This is a genomic window from Catellatospora coxensis, from assembly GCF_016862635.1.
GTDB classification, from domain to species: domain Bacteria; phylum Actinomycetota; class Actinomycetes; order Mycobacteriales; family Micromonosporaceae; genus Catellatospora; species Catellatospora coxensis.
This window is the reverse complement of the sequence record NZ_BONI01000008.1, coordinates 133699-150184: the sequence shown is the minus strand read 5'-3', so window position 1 is coordinate 150184 and position 16486 is coordinate 133699. Positions and strand designations below refer to the sequence as shown.

Annotated in this window: 13 protein-coding genes; all 13 read right to left on the bottom strand. The window is 72.6% G+C overall.

What is annotated here, in order from left to right; translation table 11 throughout:
* Window positions 1–27: 27 nt before the first annotated feature.
* Window positions 28–1485 carry an RsmB/NOP family class I SAM-dependent RNA methyltransferase gene (locus tag Cco03nite_RS07105; protein WP_203690005.1) on the bottom strand — a complete coding sequence of 486 codons (1458 nt, stop codon included), beginning with the start codon at window positions 1483–1485 and terminating at the stop codon, window positions 28–30.
* Window positions 1482–2408: a methionyl-tRNA formyltransferase gene (gene fmt, locus Cco03nite_RS07100; protein ID WP_203690003.1), complete on the bottom strand. Its 927-nt coding sequence runs from the start codon at window positions 2406–2408 to the stop codon at window positions 1482–1484. The genes Cco03nite_RS07105 and fmt overlap by 4 nt, the downstream gene beginning before the upstream one ends.
* A gap of 3 nt (window positions 2409–2411) precedes the next feature.
* Entirely contained in the window at window positions 2412–2969 is a 558-nt protein-coding gene (gene def, locus Cco03nite_RS07095) for a peptide deformylase (RefSeq protein ID WP_203690001.1), read from the bottom strand.
* A gap of 165 nt (window positions 2970–3134) precedes the next feature.
* Window positions 3135–5036: a primosomal protein N' gene (locus Cco03nite_RS07090; RefSeq protein ID WP_203690105.1), complete on the bottom strand. Its 1902-nt coding sequence runs from the start codon at window positions 5034–5036 to the stop codon at window positions 3135–3137.
* A gap of 275 nt (window positions 5037–5311) precedes the next feature.
* Window positions 5312–6502: a methionine adenosyltransferase gene (metK, locus tag Cco03nite_RS07085; RefSeq protein ID WP_155370367.1), complete on the bottom strand. Its 1191-nt coding sequence runs from the start codon at window positions 6500–6502 to the stop codon at window positions 5312–5314.
* Window positions 6503–6635: 133 nt separating this feature from the next.
* The gene (coaBC, locus tag Cco03nite_RS07080) at window positions 6636–7829 is read right to left on the bottom strand and encodes a bifunctional phosphopantothenoylcysteine decarboxylase/phosphopantothenate--cysteine ligase CoaBC (protein ID WP_203689999.1); all 1194 of its coding nucleotides are present in this window, start codon (window positions 7827–7829) and stop codon (window positions 6636–6638) included.
* Between the two features lie 10 nt (window positions 7830–7839).
* A complete protein-coding gene (rpoZ, locus tag Cco03nite_RS07075; RefSeq protein WP_203689990.1) occupies window positions 7840–8106 on the bottom strand; it encodes a DNA-directed RNA polymerase subunit omega in 267 nt (88 codons plus the stop codon).
* Window positions 8107–8140: 34 nt separating this feature from the next.
* Entirely contained in the window at window positions 8141–8755 is a 615-nt protein-coding gene (gene gmk / locus Cco03nite_RS07070) for a guanylate kinase (RefSeq protein WP_203689988.1), read from the bottom strand.
* Between the two features lie 390 nt (window positions 8756–9145).
* Window positions 9146–9460: an integration host factor, actinobacterial type gene (mihF, locus tag Cco03nite_RS07065; RefSeq protein WP_120320109.1), complete on the bottom strand. Its 315-nt coding sequence runs from the start codon at window positions 9458–9460 to the stop codon at window positions 9146–9148.
* 212 nt (window positions 9461–9672) lie between these two features.
* A complete protein-coding gene (gene pyrF / locus Cco03nite_RS07060; protein ID WP_203689985.1) occupies window positions 9673–10518 on the bottom strand; it encodes an orotidine-5'-phosphate decarboxylase in 846 nt (281 codons plus the stop codon).
* A 75-nt stretch (window positions 10519–10593) separates the two neighbouring features.
* Window positions 10594–11853 (bottom strand): adenosylmethionine--8-amino-7-oxononanoate transaminase, encoded by a 1260-nt coding sequence (locus Cco03nite_RS07055; protein WP_203690103.1) that lies wholly within the window; start codon window positions 11851–11853, stop codon window positions 10594–10596.
* A gap of 68 nt (window positions 11854–11921) precedes the next feature.
* Complete coding sequence (locus tag Cco03nite_RS07050) at window positions 11922–13031, bottom strand: quinone-dependent dihydroorotate dehydrogenase (protein WP_203689983.1); 1110 nt, start codon at window positions 13029–13031, stop codon at window positions 11922–11924.
* Between the two features lie 115 nt (window positions 13032–13146).
* A complete protein-coding gene (gene carB / locus Cco03nite_RS07045; protein ID WP_203689981.1) occupies window positions 13147–16485 on the bottom strand; it encodes a carbamoyl-phosphate synthase large subunit in 3339 nt (1112 codons plus the stop codon).
* Between the last annotated feature and the right edge of the window lies 1 nt (window position 16486).

Here is a 16486-nt window from a genome sequence, read left to right as displayed (position 1 = left end):
TGCGCGACACAGGCCTCGGACACCAGGTCAGGACCTGCGGCGCAGCAGGGCCAGGAACATGGCGTCGGTGCCGTGGCGGTGCGGCCACAGCTGCACGGTCGGCCCGTCGCCCAGGCCGGGCATACCGGCGGGCAGCGACTGCCGAGCGTCGACGAACTCGACGTCCATTCCGGAGCGGCGAACCGCCTCGGTCACGCTGACCTGCGTCTCCACCAGGTGCGGGGAGCAGGTCACGTACGCGACCAGGCCGCCGGGGCGCACCGCCCGCAGCGCCGCGGCGATCAGCTCGCGCTGCAGCTTGGTCAGCGGCGGCAGGTCCGACGGCTGCCGCCGCCAGCGCGACTCCGGCCGCCGCCGCAGCGAGCCCAGACCGGTGCACGGCGCGTCGACGAGCACCCGGTCGAAGCCGCCCTCGGGCAGGTCCCGGTCGGAGCCGACGCTGCGCCCGTCGGTGCAGACCACCGTGGCGGGCAGGCCGCGCACCGCGTTGGCGACCATGTTCGCCCGGTGCTCGGTCACCTCGACCGCGGTCAGGTGCGCGCCGCGCTGGGCGGCCAGCGCGGCCAGCAGGCCCGCCTTGCCGCCGGGGCCCGCGCACAGGTCCAGCCAGCGCTCGTCGGAGCCCTCCAGCGGGGCCTCGATCAGCGCGTTCGCGACCAGCTGGCTGCCCTCGTCCTGCACGTGCGCCCGGCCGGTCTTGATCTCGACCAGCTCGCCGGGCGAGCCGCCGCCGAGGTAGACCGCGTACGGGGAGAACGCGCCGGGCTGCCCGCCGACGGCGTCTGCCAGCTCGACCGCGTCGGCGCGGCCGGGCCGCGCGCACAGGTGCACCTCGGGCCGGTCGTTGTCGGCGCTGAGCAGCTGCGCGGTCTCGGCGAGGTCGCCGCCGAGCGCCTCCCGGAACGCCCGCACGATCCATTCCGGATGGTTGCCGGTGACCGCGAGGTGGCCGACCGGGTCGTCCTGCTCGGACGGCGCCACCTGGGCCAGCCAGGTGTCCAGGTCGCGCTCGGCGATGCGGCGCATGACCGCGTTGGCGAAGCCGGCCGCGCCGGGCGCGACCGAGTGCACCAGGTCGACCGTGGAGGCGACGGCGGCGTGCGAGGGCACCCGGGTGTGCAGCACCTGGTACGCCCCCAGGCGCAGCGCGTCGCGGGCCGGCGGGTCGATGCGCGAGATGTCGCGGTCCGCCGCCACGGCGATGATCTTATCGAGGGTGCCCCGGGCGCGCAGCGTGCCGTAGGTCAGCTCGGTCGCGAACGCCGCGTCCCGGCCGAACAGCCCCGCCTCGCGCAGCAGCCCCGGCAGCACCAGGTTCGCGTACGCGTCGTCGCGGTGCACCGCCAGCAGCGCCTGGTACGCCGTCATCCGGGACGGGTCGTGGGCGGGCCGCCCCGCCCGTGGCCCGCGCCCGCCCCGGGCGTCGCGGTCGTGCTGGCGCGGCTTGGCCGCACCGGAGCTGCTGCCCCCGCGGAACGATGTCACGAGAAGCTGTCCTCACCCTCGACACGGACCCCGCGGGCCCAGTCCACCGCCGACATGGGCTTCTTGCCCGCGGCACGTACCTCGCCCAGCTCCACCGGACCGGTGGCGGTGCCGACCAGCACCCGGCGCTTCTCCACCAGCAGGTCGCCGGGCTTGAGCGCGGGGCCGTCGGCCACCGGCAGCACCGGGCCGAGCTTGACCCGCTCGCCCCGGAACGTCGTCCACGCGCCGGGGCCCGGCGTGGTGGCACGCACCCGCCGGTCCACCGCGAACGCGGGCTCGTCCCAGCGCACCTCGGCGTCCTCGACGGTGATCTTCGGAGCCAAAGTGATGCCGTCGGCCGGCTGCGCCACGGCCCGCGCCGCACCCGCGCCGATCGCGTCGAGCACCGTCACCAGCAGCCCCGCGCCGTCCACGGCGAGGCGCTCCAGCAGGTCGCCGGACGTGTCGCGGGGACGGATCGTCTCGGTCAGCGTGCCGAACACCGGCCCGGTGTCCAGGCCCGCCTCCAGCTGGAACACCGACGCGCCGGTGAACTCGTCGCCGTGCCAGACCGAGTGCTGCACCGGGGCCGCGCCACGCCACGCGGGCAGCAGCGAGAAGTGCAGGTTCACCCAGCCGTGCACGGGGATCTCCAGCGCCACCGGGGGCACCAGCGCGCCGTACGCCACGACCGGCACGCAGTCGGGAGCCAGCTCGCGCAGCCGGTCCAGGAACTCGGGCTCACGGGGCCGGGCCGGGGTGAGCACCTCGATGCCGCGCTCGTCGGCCCAGGCGGCCGCGTGCGAGCGCACCATCCGCCGCCCGCGGCCCGAGGGCGCGTCGGGGCGGGTGACCACGGCCAGCAGCTCGTGGCCGGACTTCTCGATGGCGTCCAGGGAGGGCAGCGCCACCTCGGGCGTGCCGGCGAAGACCAGGCGCACGGGCTACCTCCCCAGACCGAACGGGCTCGGCGCGGCGTGCGGGGACACCTTGACGATGGTCTTGGCCGGGTCGTACCAGTCGGCGCGGCGGATGTCGCGCAGCGCGGTCTTACGCGACGCCGTGTCGAGGCGGTCGATGAAGATGACGCCGTCGAGGTGGTCGGTCTCGTGCTGGATGCAGCGCGACATCAGGCCGGTGCCGACGATCTGCAGGGCGTCGCCGGACTCGTTGAAGCCCTTGGCGATGACGTTCTTGCGGCGCTTGGTGTCGTAGTACAGCCCCGGCACGGACAGGCAGCCCTCGTCGCCGTCCATCTCCTCCTCGTCGGGGAAGTGCAGCACCGGGTTGATCAGGTGCCCGACGACGTCGTCCACGTCGAAGCTGAACACCCGCAGCCCGACGCCGATCTGCGGCGCGGCCAGTCCCACGCCTCCGGCGTCGCGCATGGTCTCGGTCAGGTCGCGCACGAGGCCGCGCAGTTCCTTGTCGAACGTGACCACCTCGTCGGCGGCGGTGCGCAGCACCGGATCCCCGAAGAGTCGGATGGGCTGGACGGTCACAGGGGTCGTCTCCTCGAGTACGAAGGGCAGTGCTGATCAGTCTACGGAGTGTCCCGTGCCCGCCTGCACGATCGGTCGTGCGGCGAGGCGTTTGTCCACTTATCGACGCCGCACATCACACCTCACGCGGATCGCACGGATGCCCGCGCCCCCGGCCGGCCGCGGTCAGAGCTCGTGCGGGTCGAGCTGGACGCGGACGGGATGGGCGGCTTTGCGGAGGCTGCGTATGCCGGCGGCGTCGTGCAGGGCCTTGGCCAGGGCCAGGCCACCGGCGCGGCCGGTGCGCAGCAGCATCCGTTCCTCGTCGTCGCCGACCGGCAGCGGGCCCAGCACCTGCACGCCGTCGGGCAGCCTGGCCAGGTCGATCAGCTCGTTGACCGCGTCCGCCTGGCCGGTCAGCGTGGCCATCCGGGCCGCGGGCGGGAAACCCAGCTCGCGGCGCTCCCCCAGCTCGCGCTCGGCCAGCCAGGCCGGGTCCCAGCGCACCAGCGCCTGCACCGTGGCCAGGCCGCTGTCGGCCACCACGACGACCTTGCCGCCCCGGCCACCCGGCCGGGCCAGCGCGGCCGCGTTGAACCAGCGCCGGGCCGCCTCCTCGGTGGCCCGCAGGTCGGCCCGGGTCAGCAGCGCCCAGGCGTCCAGCAGCAGCACCGCCCCGTAACCGCCCTCGGCCACCGGCTCCGCGCCCGGCGTCGCCAGCACCAGGGCCGCCTCCGCGGGCACCGAGGTCAGCACCGCCTCCCGACCCGAGGTGCGCACGGGCACGCCGGGCAGCGCCCGGCCCAGCTCCTCGGCGGTCCGCCGCACGCCCGTCACCGCGGCCCGCAGCCGCCGCCCGCCACACGCCGGGCAGGTCCACCCCGCGGCCGGCCGGGCACACCAGCGGCACGTGGCGACCGCGTTGGCGCTGCCCAGCGCCAGCGGACCGGCGCAATGGGCGCAGCGGGCCCGCTCCCGGCACTCCTGGCAGGACACCGCCGGCACGTACCCCCGCCGCGGCACCTGCACCAGCACCGGCGCACCGGCCGCCAGAGCGTCGCGGGCCGCCAGCCAGGCGGCGCTGGGCAGCCGGGCCGACGCGGCGGCCGGGTCCCGGGCGAGCTGGTTGTCGTCGGCCGGCTGCACCACCGGCGCGTACCGCCGCAACTGGTCACGGTTGGCGGCGATCTCCTTCGCCCAGCCGGTGGCCAGCAGCAGCTGCGCCTCGGCGGTCCGCGCGAACCCGCCCACCAGCACCGCCGCGTCCTGCTGCCGCGCCCGGGTCAGCAGCACCTGCCGCGCGTGCGGGTACGGCGAGCGCGGCTCGGCGTGCAGGTCGTCGCCGTCGTCCCAGATCACCACCAGGCCCAGGTCAGCCACGGGGGCGAACGCGGTCGCCCGGGTGCCGGCCACCGCGGCGACCTGGCCACGCCGGGCCTTCAGGAAGCGCCGATAGCGTTCGGTGGGCCCGAGCGCCGCGGCCAGGGCCACGTGCCGGTCCGGCCCCAGCAGCGCGGACAGCGCCGTGTCCAGGCGCTCCAGATCGCGGGCGTCGGCCACCACGACCACCGCGCCCCGGCCCGCGTGCAGCGTCGCGGCGACGGCCTCGGCGATCCGGTCCGGCCACTGCTCGCCCGGCAGCGCCGACCACACCGCCCGCGGCGCGCGCCCCTCGCCCAGTGCCCGCAGGAACGCCTCCCCCGCCGGGTAGCGCCGCCAGCCCTCGTGCGGCGGCTCCGGGACCCGGCCTTCCGGGGCGGGCTGGACCGGTTCGGCCTCGACCTTCGCCTGCCGGGGCGGCACGGCCAGGCGCAGCACGTCGGCGAGGCTGCCCGCGTACCGGTCGGCGACCTCGCGGGCGGCGCGCAGCACCTGCGGGTCGAGGACCGGCTCGGCCGAGACGACCTTCTCCAGCCAGGACAGCCGCCCCTCGTGCGAGGTGTCCTCGACGCGGTCGAGCAGCCAGCCGTCGACGAGCTGGCCGCTGAAGCGCACCTTCACCCGGGTGCCCGGCCACGCCGTGACGTCGAGGTCGGCGGGCACGCGGTAGTCGAACGTCCGGTCCAGGTGCGGCAGGGGCACGTCCACGCAGACCCGTGCCACGGGCAGGCGCTCGGCCGGCTCACGATCACGTTTCACGCGCGGGGTCACCAGGAAGTCTTAGCAGACACCCCTGACTCCCCCACCGGCCTCCCGCACCGCGGCCCACCGGCCGCCGAACACCGCTCCGCCCCGCACCCCGCCCGAAATAGACGTTGGCCTATCACGTCGAAAATCCGCGGCTCGGATTCGATGTGATAGGCCAACGTCGATGAAAGGACAGGCGGGGGCGGGACGCGCCCCGTGGTGCGGGTGCGGGTGGGTCAGCTGACGGCGGACTTGAGGTCGGCGACGCGGTCGGTGCGCTCCCAGGTCAGGTCCGGCAGCTCGCGGCCGAAGTGGCCGTACGCGGCGGTCTGCTGGTAGATCGGGCGCAGCAGGTCCAGGTCCCGGATGATCGCGGCCGGACGCAGGTCGAAGACCTCGCCGATCGCCCGCTCGATGCGCTCCACCGACACCGTCTCGGTGCCGAAGGTCTCCACGAACAGGCTCACCGGCTTGGCCTTGCCGATGGCGTACGCCACCTGGACCTCGCAGCGCTCGGCCAGCCCGGCCGCGACGACGTTCTTGGCCACCCAGCGCATCGCGTACGCCGCCGAGCGGTCGACCTTCGACGGGTCCTTGCCGGAGAACGCGCCGCCGCCGTGGCGGGCGTAGCCGCCGTACGTGTCGACGATGATCTTGCGGCCGGTGAGGCCGGCGTCACCCATCGGGCCGCCGATCTCGAAGCGGCCGGTCGGGTTGACCAGCAGCCGGTAGCCCTCGGTGTCCAGGCCGAGGCCGTCCAGCTCGGGCGCGATGACGTGCTCGCGCACGTCGGGCGTGAGCAGCGACTCCAGCGAGATGTCCGGCGCGTGCTGCGAGGACACCACGACGGTGTTGAGCCGGACCGGCTTGAAGCCGTCGTACTCGATGGTGACCTGGGTCTTGCCGTCGGGGCGCAGGTAAGGGATCGCGCCGTCCTTGCGGGCCGCGGTGAGGCGGCGGGCCAGCCGGTGCGCCAGCGCGATCGGCAGCGGCATCAGCTCGGGCGTCTCCGAGCAGGCGAAGCCGAACATCATGCCCTGGTCGCCCGCGCCCTGCGCGTCGAGGCTGTCGGCGCCCTCGCCGGAGCGCTGCTCCAGGGCGCTGTCGACGCCCTGCGCGATGTCGGGCGACTGCGAGCCGATCGACACGCTCACGCCGCAGGACGCGCCGTCGAAGCCCTTCTTGGAGGAGTCGTACCCGATGCCGAGGATCGTGTCGCGCACGATGGTCGGGATGTCGGCGTACGCCTGGGTGGTCACCTCGCCGGCGACGTGCACCTGGCCGGTGGTGATCAGCGTCTCCACGGCGACGCGGCTGCGCGGGTCCCGGGCGAGCAGCGCGTCCAGGATGCCGTCGCTGATCTGGTCAGCGATCTTGTCCGGGTGACCCTCGGTGACCGACTCCGAGGTGAACAGGCGACGTGCCACTCGATTTCTCCAATACAGCGCTTGATGACGATGGATGGACCGTAAGGCCATCGGCGTCCTGGCGAAAGTCTAGTTCCCTACAACGCCGCGAGGGCGCAAGCCCTGCCCGAGAGTCCGCAGGACGGGACGGCGGTCACAGCAGCGCGACGACCTGATCCCAGACCGCGTCGGCGAGATCGTCCTTGCTGCGGGCGGGCAGATCGCGCCGCGAGCCGTCCGCGCCGAGCACGACCGCCTCGTTGTGGTCGGCCCCGAAGACCTTGTCCGGGCCGACCTCGTTGACCACGATCAGGTCGGCGCGCTTGCGCACCAGCTTGCCGCGGGCGTGCTCCAGCGCGTCGTGGGTCTCCGCGGCGAACGCCACCAGCACCTGGCCGGGGCGCTTGCTCGCGCCGAGTTCGGCCGCGATGTCCGGATTCGTGGTCAGCTCGATGACCGGGGCCTCGCCGCCGGCGGTCTTCTTGATCTTCTGGTCGGCGTACGCGACCGGCCGGAAGTCGGCCGGGGCGGCGGCCATGACCACGGCGTCGGCCTCCTTGGCCGCGCCGATCACCGCGTCGCGCAGCTCGGCCGTGGTGCCGACCCGGACCAGGTCCGCTCCGGCGGGTGTGGGCAGCGACACGTTGGCGGCGACGAGCGTCACCCGGGCGCCCCGGGCGATCGCGGTGCGCGCGAAGGCGTACCCCTGCTTGCCCGAGGAGCGGTTGCCCAGGAAACGCACCGGGTCCAGCGGCTCGCGGGTGCCGCCGGCGGTGACCACGACGTGGCGGCCGGCCAGGTCGGCCTGCGGCGCGACGCCGCGGGCCAGCACCCGCAGCGCCACCTCGAAGATCTGCTCCGGGTCGGGCAGCCGGCCCCTGCCGGTGTCCTTGCCGGTGAGCCGGCCGACGGCGGGCTCGATGACCAGCGCGCCGCGGCGGCGCAGCGTCGCGACGTTGTCGGCGGTGGCCGGGTGCTCCCACATCTCGGTGTGCATGGCCGGGGCGAACACGACCGGGCAGCGCGCGGTGAGCAGCGTGTTGGTGAGCAGGTCGTCGGCCATGCCGTGGGCGGCCTTGGCCAGCAGGTCGGCCGTCGCGGGCACGACGAGCACCAGGTCGGCGCTCTGCCCGAGCTTGACGTGCGGCACCTGCGGCACGTCCGACCAGACCTCGGTGGCGGCCGGCTGACCGGACAGCGCCTCCCAGGTCGGCGCGCCGACGAAGCGCAGCGCGGAGGCGGTGGGCACCACGCGCACCGCGTGTCCGGACTCGGTGAGCAGGCGCAGCAGCTCGCAGGCCTTGTAGGCGGCGATGCCGCCGCCTACACCCAGGACGACGCGAGCCATGTCGGGAGGCTCAGGCCTCGTTGGTCGGTTCGGCGGTGAGCAGCCCGGCGTTGATCTCCCGCATGGAGATGGACAGGGCCTTCTCCTGCGGGGTGGTCTCCACCAGCGGGCCGACGTACTCCAGCAGGCCCTCGCCGAGCTGGCTGTAGTAGGCGTTGATCTGCCGGGCACGCTTGGCCGCGAAGATCACCAGCGAGTACTTCGACGAGGTCTTGTCGAGCAGCTCGTCGATGGGCGGGTTGGTGATGCCTTCGGGTTGGGCGACGGTTCCAGCCACGTTCCAGTCCTTGTCTCAGAGAGTGTGCCGGGCGCTAAACGCGCGGGCGTGCGGCAGCGAGCGCCGGCGAACCGAGCAATCCTACCAACTCGTCCGCGGCGCGCTCGAGGTAGTCGTTCACGACAGTCACGTCGAACTCGGACTCCGCGGCCAGTTCCTCGTCGGCGTGGGCCAGGCGGCGGCGGATGGTCTCCGGGCTCTCGGTGCCCCGGCCGATGAGCCGGCGGCGCAGCTCCTCGCGGCTGGGCGGGGCGAGGAACACGAGCTGGGCGTCCGGCCAGGTCTCGCGGACCTGGCGGGCGCCCTGCAGGTCGATCTTCAGCAGGGCCGGGATGCCGGCGGCGATCCGGCCCTCGACCGCGGCGCGCGGCGTGCCGTAGAGGTTGCCGGCGAACTCGGCCCACTCCAGCAGCATGCCGGTGTCGGCCAGGCGCTCGAACTCGGTGCGGTTGACGAACGTGTAGTGCTTGCCGTCGATCTCGTAGTCGCGCTTCTTGCGGGTGGTGACCGAGACGGACAGCCATACCCAGGGTGAACGCTTGCGGATGACCTCGATGACGGCGTCCTTGCCGACACCTGAGGGACCGGAGAGCACGGTAAGGCGGGCGGGCGCGGCCGCTCTGGCGGCGAGCGGTACGTCGTCTTCCATTCTCAAGTTCTACCCAATCGCGGAGCGGAGGTGGGAGCCGGGCCCCTGTTTGAGCAGTACGTCACCAAGTCTTAACAGGGGGTTCCGGCCCGGATGGGGCCTTCCTGCCCGCATAAACGAACCAGCGGCGCTGCCGTTTCGACAGCGCCGCCGGGCGACGATCTGCGCAACGTCCCGCTCACCCGATGGTGTGAGTGTCACTCACGCCGAAGTGGCAGGCCGTTGCGGTGGGCATGCGGTGGAGCCTCGGCACACCGCTGCCCGGTCACCGCGGACGGGGCGTCCGCCCGCGGCGCGGAACGTGGCGAGCACCGTGGCGCGCCGCCAGGAGCGGCGGCGCGCCGGGACACGCGTTGTTCCGGGGTCTTTCCGCTGACGAGGTTCGTCGGCTCAGGCCGCGAACTCGGCCAGCAGCGCCTTGCGCTGCTGGTCGCCCAGCCCGCGCAGGCGGCGGGAGTCGGCGATCTTCAGCTTCTCCATGATCTGCGTGGCCCGGATCTTGCCGATGCCGGGGAGCGCCTGCAGCACGGCCGAAACCTTGAGCTTGCCGACGACATCGTCGCCCTCGGCACGGTCAAGGACGGCGGCCAGGGTGGTCTTGCCCTGCTTGAGCTGCTCCTTGAGCTCAGCCCGAGCCTTGCGGACCTCCGCGGCCTTCTCCAGCGCGGCAGCGCGCTGCTCTGGGGTCAGTGACGGGAGCGGCACCAGTTCTCCTCAGGTCCTCTTGGTCACGCCGGCGGGATCGCCGGCGTGTGGTGCGTCGGGTTCCCCACCGGACTCGGCGGCTAACCTTCGGCACCCGTTGCTGGTGAAAACCCGCGTGACTGGTGGGCCACGCGAGCAGATCAGCCCAGCGCGGGGAAACCTAGCGGTCGACGGCGTTTTCGGCAACGTCACCGCGCATGATCACGGAAAGGTCACGACCGGCCCGGACGTCCCAATGCGTCGCGGCAGGCATCGAGAGTCCGAGATGCCGCAGCCCGCAGCGCGGCCACGTCGGGGCCCGCGCCGAGCACCTCGCGTGACGACGACGGCAGCACCGCGCCGAGGTTCCCGGCGAAGATCCGGCGAAGATCGTCGGCCGTTCCGCCCTGCGCGCCGAGGCCCGGAACGAGGAACGGGCCGTTCACCTGGGAGAGGTCGTGACCGGTTTCGCCGATGGTCGCGCCGACCACGAGTCCGAGGCTGCCGAGCGGCTCCGCACCCTTGTTGAGCTGGGAAATCTCGTCGATGATCGTCTGCGCGACGGTACGGCCGTCGATACCCCGAGCGTGCTGCACGGCCGGACCCTCCGGGTTGGACGTGAGAGCCAGAACGAAGACGCCCCCGCCGTGCTCAGCCGCCATGTCGAACATCGGCGCGAGCGATCCGAGACCGAGAAACGGGCTCGCGGTGATCGCGTCGACATACATGGGCCTCGATGGGTTCAGATACGCGTCGGCGTACGCGGCGGCCGTCGAACCGATGTCGCCCCGCTTCACGTCGAGGAGCACAAGGGTTCCGGCCTGCCTAAACTGTCGGATAGTTGACTCAAGAATCTCCACCCCGCGGGACCCGAATCGCTCGAAAAAGGCCGACTGCGGCTTGACGACCGCGACCCGGCCGGCCAGCGCGTCGACCGTGATCCGGCAGAACGTCGCCACCCCGTCGGCGTCGTCGGGCAGGCCCCACGCCTTCAGCAACGAGCTGTGCGGGTCGATCCCGACGCACAGCGGACCGCGCTCATCCATCGCCCGCGCCAGGCGCGCACCGAACGGCTCCATGAAAACTCCTCACTCACTCTCGGATGTGACCGTCGCACCCGCACGGTCGCGCACGGCGACCGCGCGGGCGACAGGTCACGACGAACAGGCCGCCGCGGCCGCACACATCGCCTTGGTGATCGCCGACACATCCTCATCGGAGCTGACGAACGGCGGCATCGTGTAGATCAGATCGCGGAACGGGCGCAGCCACACGCCGTGCTCCACCGCGGCGGCCGTGGCGGCCGCCATGTCCACGTCGTGGTCGAGCTGCACCACACCGATCGCGCCCAGCACCCGCACGTCGGCCACGCCGGGCAGCTCGCGCACCGGTGCCAGGCCGGCCCGCAGCCCTGCCTCGATCCGGCGTACGTCCGCCCGCCAGTCACCCGACAGCAGCAGCTCGATGCTGGCGTTGGCGACGGAGCAGGCCAGCGGGTTGCCCATGAACGTGGGCCCGTGCGCGAGCACCGGCACCGCGCCCTCGGAGATGCCCCGGGCCACCTCACCGGTGCACAGCGCCGCGGCGAGTGTCAGATATCCGCCGGTGAGCGCCTTGCCGAGGCACATCACGTCGGGTGTCACCCCGGCGTGGTCGGCGGCGAACAGCTCGCCGGTGCGCCCGAAGCCGGTGGCGATCTCGTCGAACACCAGCAGCACGTCGAACTCGTCGCACAGGTCGCGCAGCGCGCGCAGGTAACGCGGGTCGTGGAAGCGCATGCCGCCCGCGCCCTGCACCACCGGCTCGACGATGACCGCGGCCAGCTCGTGCGCGTACGCCGCCAGCGCCTCCTTGAGCACGGTCACATAGGACTCGTCGTACTCCGCCGGAGGCGCGTCCACGAACACCTGGCGGGGCAGCGCGCCGCCCCAGAGGGAGTGCATGCCGCCCTCGGGATCGCACACGCTCATCGGCTGCCACGTGTCACCGTGGTAGCCGCCGCGCCACGTCGCCAGCCGCCGCTTGGCCGGGCGGCCCCGCGACACCTGGTACTGCAGGCACATCTTGATGGCGACCTCGACGCTCACCGAGCCCGAGTCGGCCAGGAACACGTGCTCCAGCCCGGGCGGGGTGATGTCGACGAGCTTGCCGGCCAGCCGTACCGCCGGCTCGTGGGTGAGCCCGCCGAACATGACATGACTCATCCGCCCGAGCTGGTCGGTGACCGCGGCGTCGAGCACCGGGTGCCGGTAGCCGTGGATCGCCGCCCACCAGCTCGACATCCCGTCGATCAGCTCCCGCCCGTCGGCCAGCCTCAGCCGCGTGCCCTGTGCGCTGTCCACGACGAGCGGCGTCTGCCGCCCCGGCATGGGCCCGTACGGGTGCCACACGTGCGCCCGGTCCAGCTCCAGCAGCTCAGTGAAAGGAAGGGCACCTTCCCAACGCTCCGCGTTGTGGAAGGTGCCCTTCTCAACCTCGTCGGTCACCGTGTGCCCTCCGGGGCCCGTCGTGCGGCGGCGCGCACGAGCGCGGGGCCGTGGTAGATGAATCCGGTGTAGAGCTGCACCAGGCTCGCGCCCGCGTCGAACATGCGGGCCGCGTCGTCGGCGCTCATCAGGCCGCCGACGCCGATGATCGGCAGCCGTCCGCCCGTCTCGCCGTGCACGAACGACACGACCTTGTTCGCCCGCTCGGTCAGCGGCGCCCCGGACAACCCGCCCGCCTGCGCCGCCGTGCCCTGGTCCGCTCGGGCGACGCCGTCGCGGCTGAGCGTGGTGTTCGTCGCGATCAGACCCGCCACGCCCCGCGCCAGGCACACTTCGAGCAGCTCGGCGATGGCATGGTCGGTCAGATCCGGCGCGATCTTCACCAGCACCGGCTTGCCCTGCCCCACACCGCCCGCCGCCCCGGGCGCCGCCGGCGGCTCCGCGCCACCGGAGGCCGCCGATCCGTCCGGCAGGGACGCACGTGGCTCGGTCAACGCCGCCAGGATCGCGTCCAGCTGGTCGCGATCCTGCAGACTGCGCAGACCCGGGGTGTTCGGCGAGGACACGTTGACGGCGAAGTAGTCGCCATAGGACTTCAGCGCGTCGTACGACGCCCGGTAGTCCGCGACAGCCTCCTCCAGCGGCGTCACCTTGGACTTGCCCAGCGAGATCCCCAACGGCACCCCCAGCGGCCCCAACGCGGCCAGCCGCGACGCGAGCGCGTGGGCGCCCTCGTTGTTGAACCCCATCCGGTTGATGATCGCCCGACTGTCCGGCAACCGGAACAGTCGAGGCCGCTCATTACCCGGCTGCCCCAACGCGGTGACCGTGCCGACCTCGACGAACCCGAACCCGAGCGCAGGCCACGCCTTCAGCGCGACCCCGTTCTTGTCCATCCCCGCCGCCAGCCCGACCGCATTCGGAAACCGCACCCCGAACACGTCCACCGGCCGCTCGACCGCATACCGCCGCTTCAGCAGACCCAACACCGCCGGCTGCCGGGCGATCCCGGCCAGCCGCCGCAACGTCCACTCATGCGCATGCTCGGCATCCCCGCCCCCGATCCGAAACAACCGAGGCCGCACCACCCTCTCAAACACCGTCACCCCACACCACCCCGCGTCATGATCACAACGATCTTGCGCGAACTGTTGCCCTTTTGGGCGGCATGGGCGTGTCGTACCCACAGTTCACGCAAGATCGTCGCGGTGAGGGGGGCGGTCACGCGGAGAGCTCCGGGCGGATGACGGCGTGGAGGTGTTGGAGGGGGCGGACGGTCATGTCGCCGCGGATCAGGGCTTCGATGCCCATCACCGCTGCCGCTGCGCCGGGGACGGTGGTGCAGCAGGGGATGTCGGCGGAGACGGCGGCGGATCGGATCTCGTAGCCGTCGGAGCGGGCCTTCGCGCCGGAGCCCTGGGGGGTGTTGATGACCATCTTGACCTCGCCGGAGGCGATGAGGCTTACCGCGTCGCGGTCGGCGTCGTCGCTGTGCTTGCCGACCACCTCGCAGACGATGCCGTGGCGGCGGAGGACCTCGCCGGTGCCTACCGTGGCTACGATCTCGAAGCCGAGGTCGGCCAGGCGCTTGACCGGGAAGATCATGCCGCGCTTGTCGCGGTTGGCCACCGAGACGAAGATCTTGCCTCTGGTCGGCAGGGTGCCGTACGCCGCGGCCTGGGACTTGGCGAAGGAGTGGCCGAACGCCATGTCGATGCCCATGACCTCGCCGGTGGACTTCATCTCCGGGGAGAGCAGGGTGTCGACGCCCTTGCCGGCGGGGGTGCGGAAGCGCTTGAACGGCAGCACCGCCTCCTTGACCGCGACCGGGGAGTTCTCCGGCAGCAGGCCGCCGTCTCCCTCGGCCAGCAGCATGCCCTCGGCCCGCAGCTCGGCGACGGTCGCGCCGAGCATGATCCGGGCGGCGGCCTTGGCCAGCGGAACCGCGGTCGCCTTGGAGACGAACGGCACGGTACGCGAGGCGCGCGGGTTCGCCTCCAGCACGTAGAGCATGTCGTCCTTGAGGGCGTACTGCACGTTGAGCAGGCCCTGCACGCCGACGCCGCGGGCGATCGCCTCGGTGTACTCGCGCACCACGTCCAGGTGGCGGCCGCCCAGGGTGATCGGCGGCAGCGCGCACGCCGAGTCGCCGGAGTGGATGCCGGCCTCCTCGATGTGCTCCATCACGCCGCCGATGTAGACGACGCCGTCGGCATCGCAGAGCGCGTCCACGTCGATCTCGATGGCGTCGTCGAGGAACCGGTCGACGAGCACCGGGTGCTCGGGCGAGATGTCGGTGGCGCGGGCGATGTAGTCGCGCAGCGTGGCGTCGTCGTAGACGATCTCCATGCCGCGCCCGCCGAGCACGTACGACGGCCGGACCAGCACCGGGTAGCCGACCTCGTCGGCGATGCGCTTGGCGTCGGCGTACGACGTCGCGGTGCCGTGCGCGGGAGCCCGCAGCCCGGCCTCGGCCAGCACCCGGCCGAACGCGCCCCGCTCCTCGGCGAGGTGGATCGACTCGGGGCTGGTGCCCACGATCGGCACGCCGGCGTCCTTGAGCCGCTGCGCCAGACCCAGCGGCGTCTGCCCGCCGAGCTGCACGATGACGCCGATGACACCCGGGCCGCCCGCGGCGACGCCGGAGCTGTGCTCGGCATGCACCACTTCGAGGACGTCCTCGAAGGTCAGCGGCTCGAAGTAGAGGCGGTCGGCGGTGTCGTAGTCGGTCGACACCGTCTCCGGGTTGCAGTTGACCATGACGGTCTCGTACCGGCCCTTGAGGGCCATGACGGCGTGCACGCACGAGTAGTCGAACTCGATGCCCTGGCCGATGCGGTTCGGGCCGCTGCCCAGGATCAGCACCTTGGGCCGGTCGCTCGGGGCGACCTCGGTCTCCTCGTCGTAGGAGGAGTAGTGGTACGGCGTGGCGGCGGCGAACTCGGCGGCGCAGGTGTCGACCGTCTTGTAGACCGGGCGTACGCCGAGGCGGTGGCGCAGGGTGCGCACCCCGTCCTCACCCGCGAACTCCGGGCGCAGCGCGGCGAGCTGCCGGTCGGACAGGCCGGCCCGCTTGGCCTTGCGCAGCAGCGCCAGGTCGACCACGGGCGCGTCGAGGATCTGCGCGCGCAGCTCGACCAGGCCGAGGATCTGGTCCACGAACCACGGGTCGATGCCGCCCGACGCCTCGGTCACCTGGGCGACGGTCGCGCCGTGGCGCAGCGCCTCCTCGACGGCGTACAGGCGGCCGTCGTGCGGCGTGCGCAGCGCGTCCAGGGCCTCCTCGACGGAGCCGAAGCGGTCCGGGGCGGTCCAGAAGCCGGCGGCCTTGGTCTCCATCGAGCGCATCGCCTTGTTCAGCGCCTCGGGGAAGTTGCGGCCCAGGCTCATCGCCTCGCCGACCGACTTCATGGTGGTGGTCAGCTCCGGGTCCGCGCCGGGGAACTTCTCGAACGCGAAGCGCGGGATCTTCACGACCACGTAGTCGAGCGTCGGCTCGAACGCGGCCGGCGTCTTGAGGGTGATGTCGTTCGGGATCTCGTCGAGGGTGTACCCGATGGCCAGCTTCGCCGCGATCTTCGCGATCGGGAAGCCGGTCGCCTTGGACGCCAGCGCCGACGAGCGCGAGACCCGCGGGTTCATCTCGATGACCACGATGCGGCCGGTGTCCGGCTGGATCGCGAACTGGATGTTGCAGCCGCCGGTGTCGACGCCGACCTCGCGCAGCACGGCGATGCCGAGGTCGCGCATGTCCTGGTACTCGCGGTCGGTGAGGGTCATCGCCGGGGCGACGGTCACCGAGTCGCCGGTGTGCACGCCCATCGGGTCGATGTTCTCGATCGAGCAGATGACCACGACGTTGTCGTGCTTGTCGCGCATCAGCTCGAGCTCGTACTCCTTCCAGCCGAGCACGCTCTCCTCGATGAGCACCTCGGTCACCGGCGAGGCGGCCAGGCCGCTGCCCGCGATCAGGTCGAGCTGCTCCGGGGTGTGCGCCATGCCCGAGCCGAGGCCGCCCATGGTGAACGACGGCCGGATGACGACCGGCAGGCCCAGCTCGGCGACGGTGTCGCGGACCTCGGCCATGGAGTGGCAGACCCGGCTGCGCGGCACCAGGTCACCGGTCAGCCCGAGCCGGGCCCCGGCCTTGGCGACGATGTCCTTGAACAGCTGCCGGTCCTCGCCGCGCCGGATCGCCTCGATGTCGGCGCCGATCAGCTCGACGCCGTACTTCTCCAGCACCCCGGACTCGTGCAGGGCGACCGCGGTGTTCAGCGCGGTCTGGCCGCCCAGGGTGGGCAGCAGCGCGTCGGGGCGCTCGGCCGCGATGACCTTCTCCACGAACTCGGGCGTGATCGGCTCGATGTAGGTGGCGTCGGCGAACTCCGGGTCGGTCATGATCGTCGCCGGGTTCGAGTTGACCAGGCTGACCCGCAGGCCCTCGCTGCGCAGCACCTGGCACGCCTGGGTGCCGGAGTAGTCGAACTCGCAGGCCTGGCCGATGACGATCGGCCCGGAGCCGATGACCATCACGTGCTTGAGATCGGTCCGCTTCGGCATC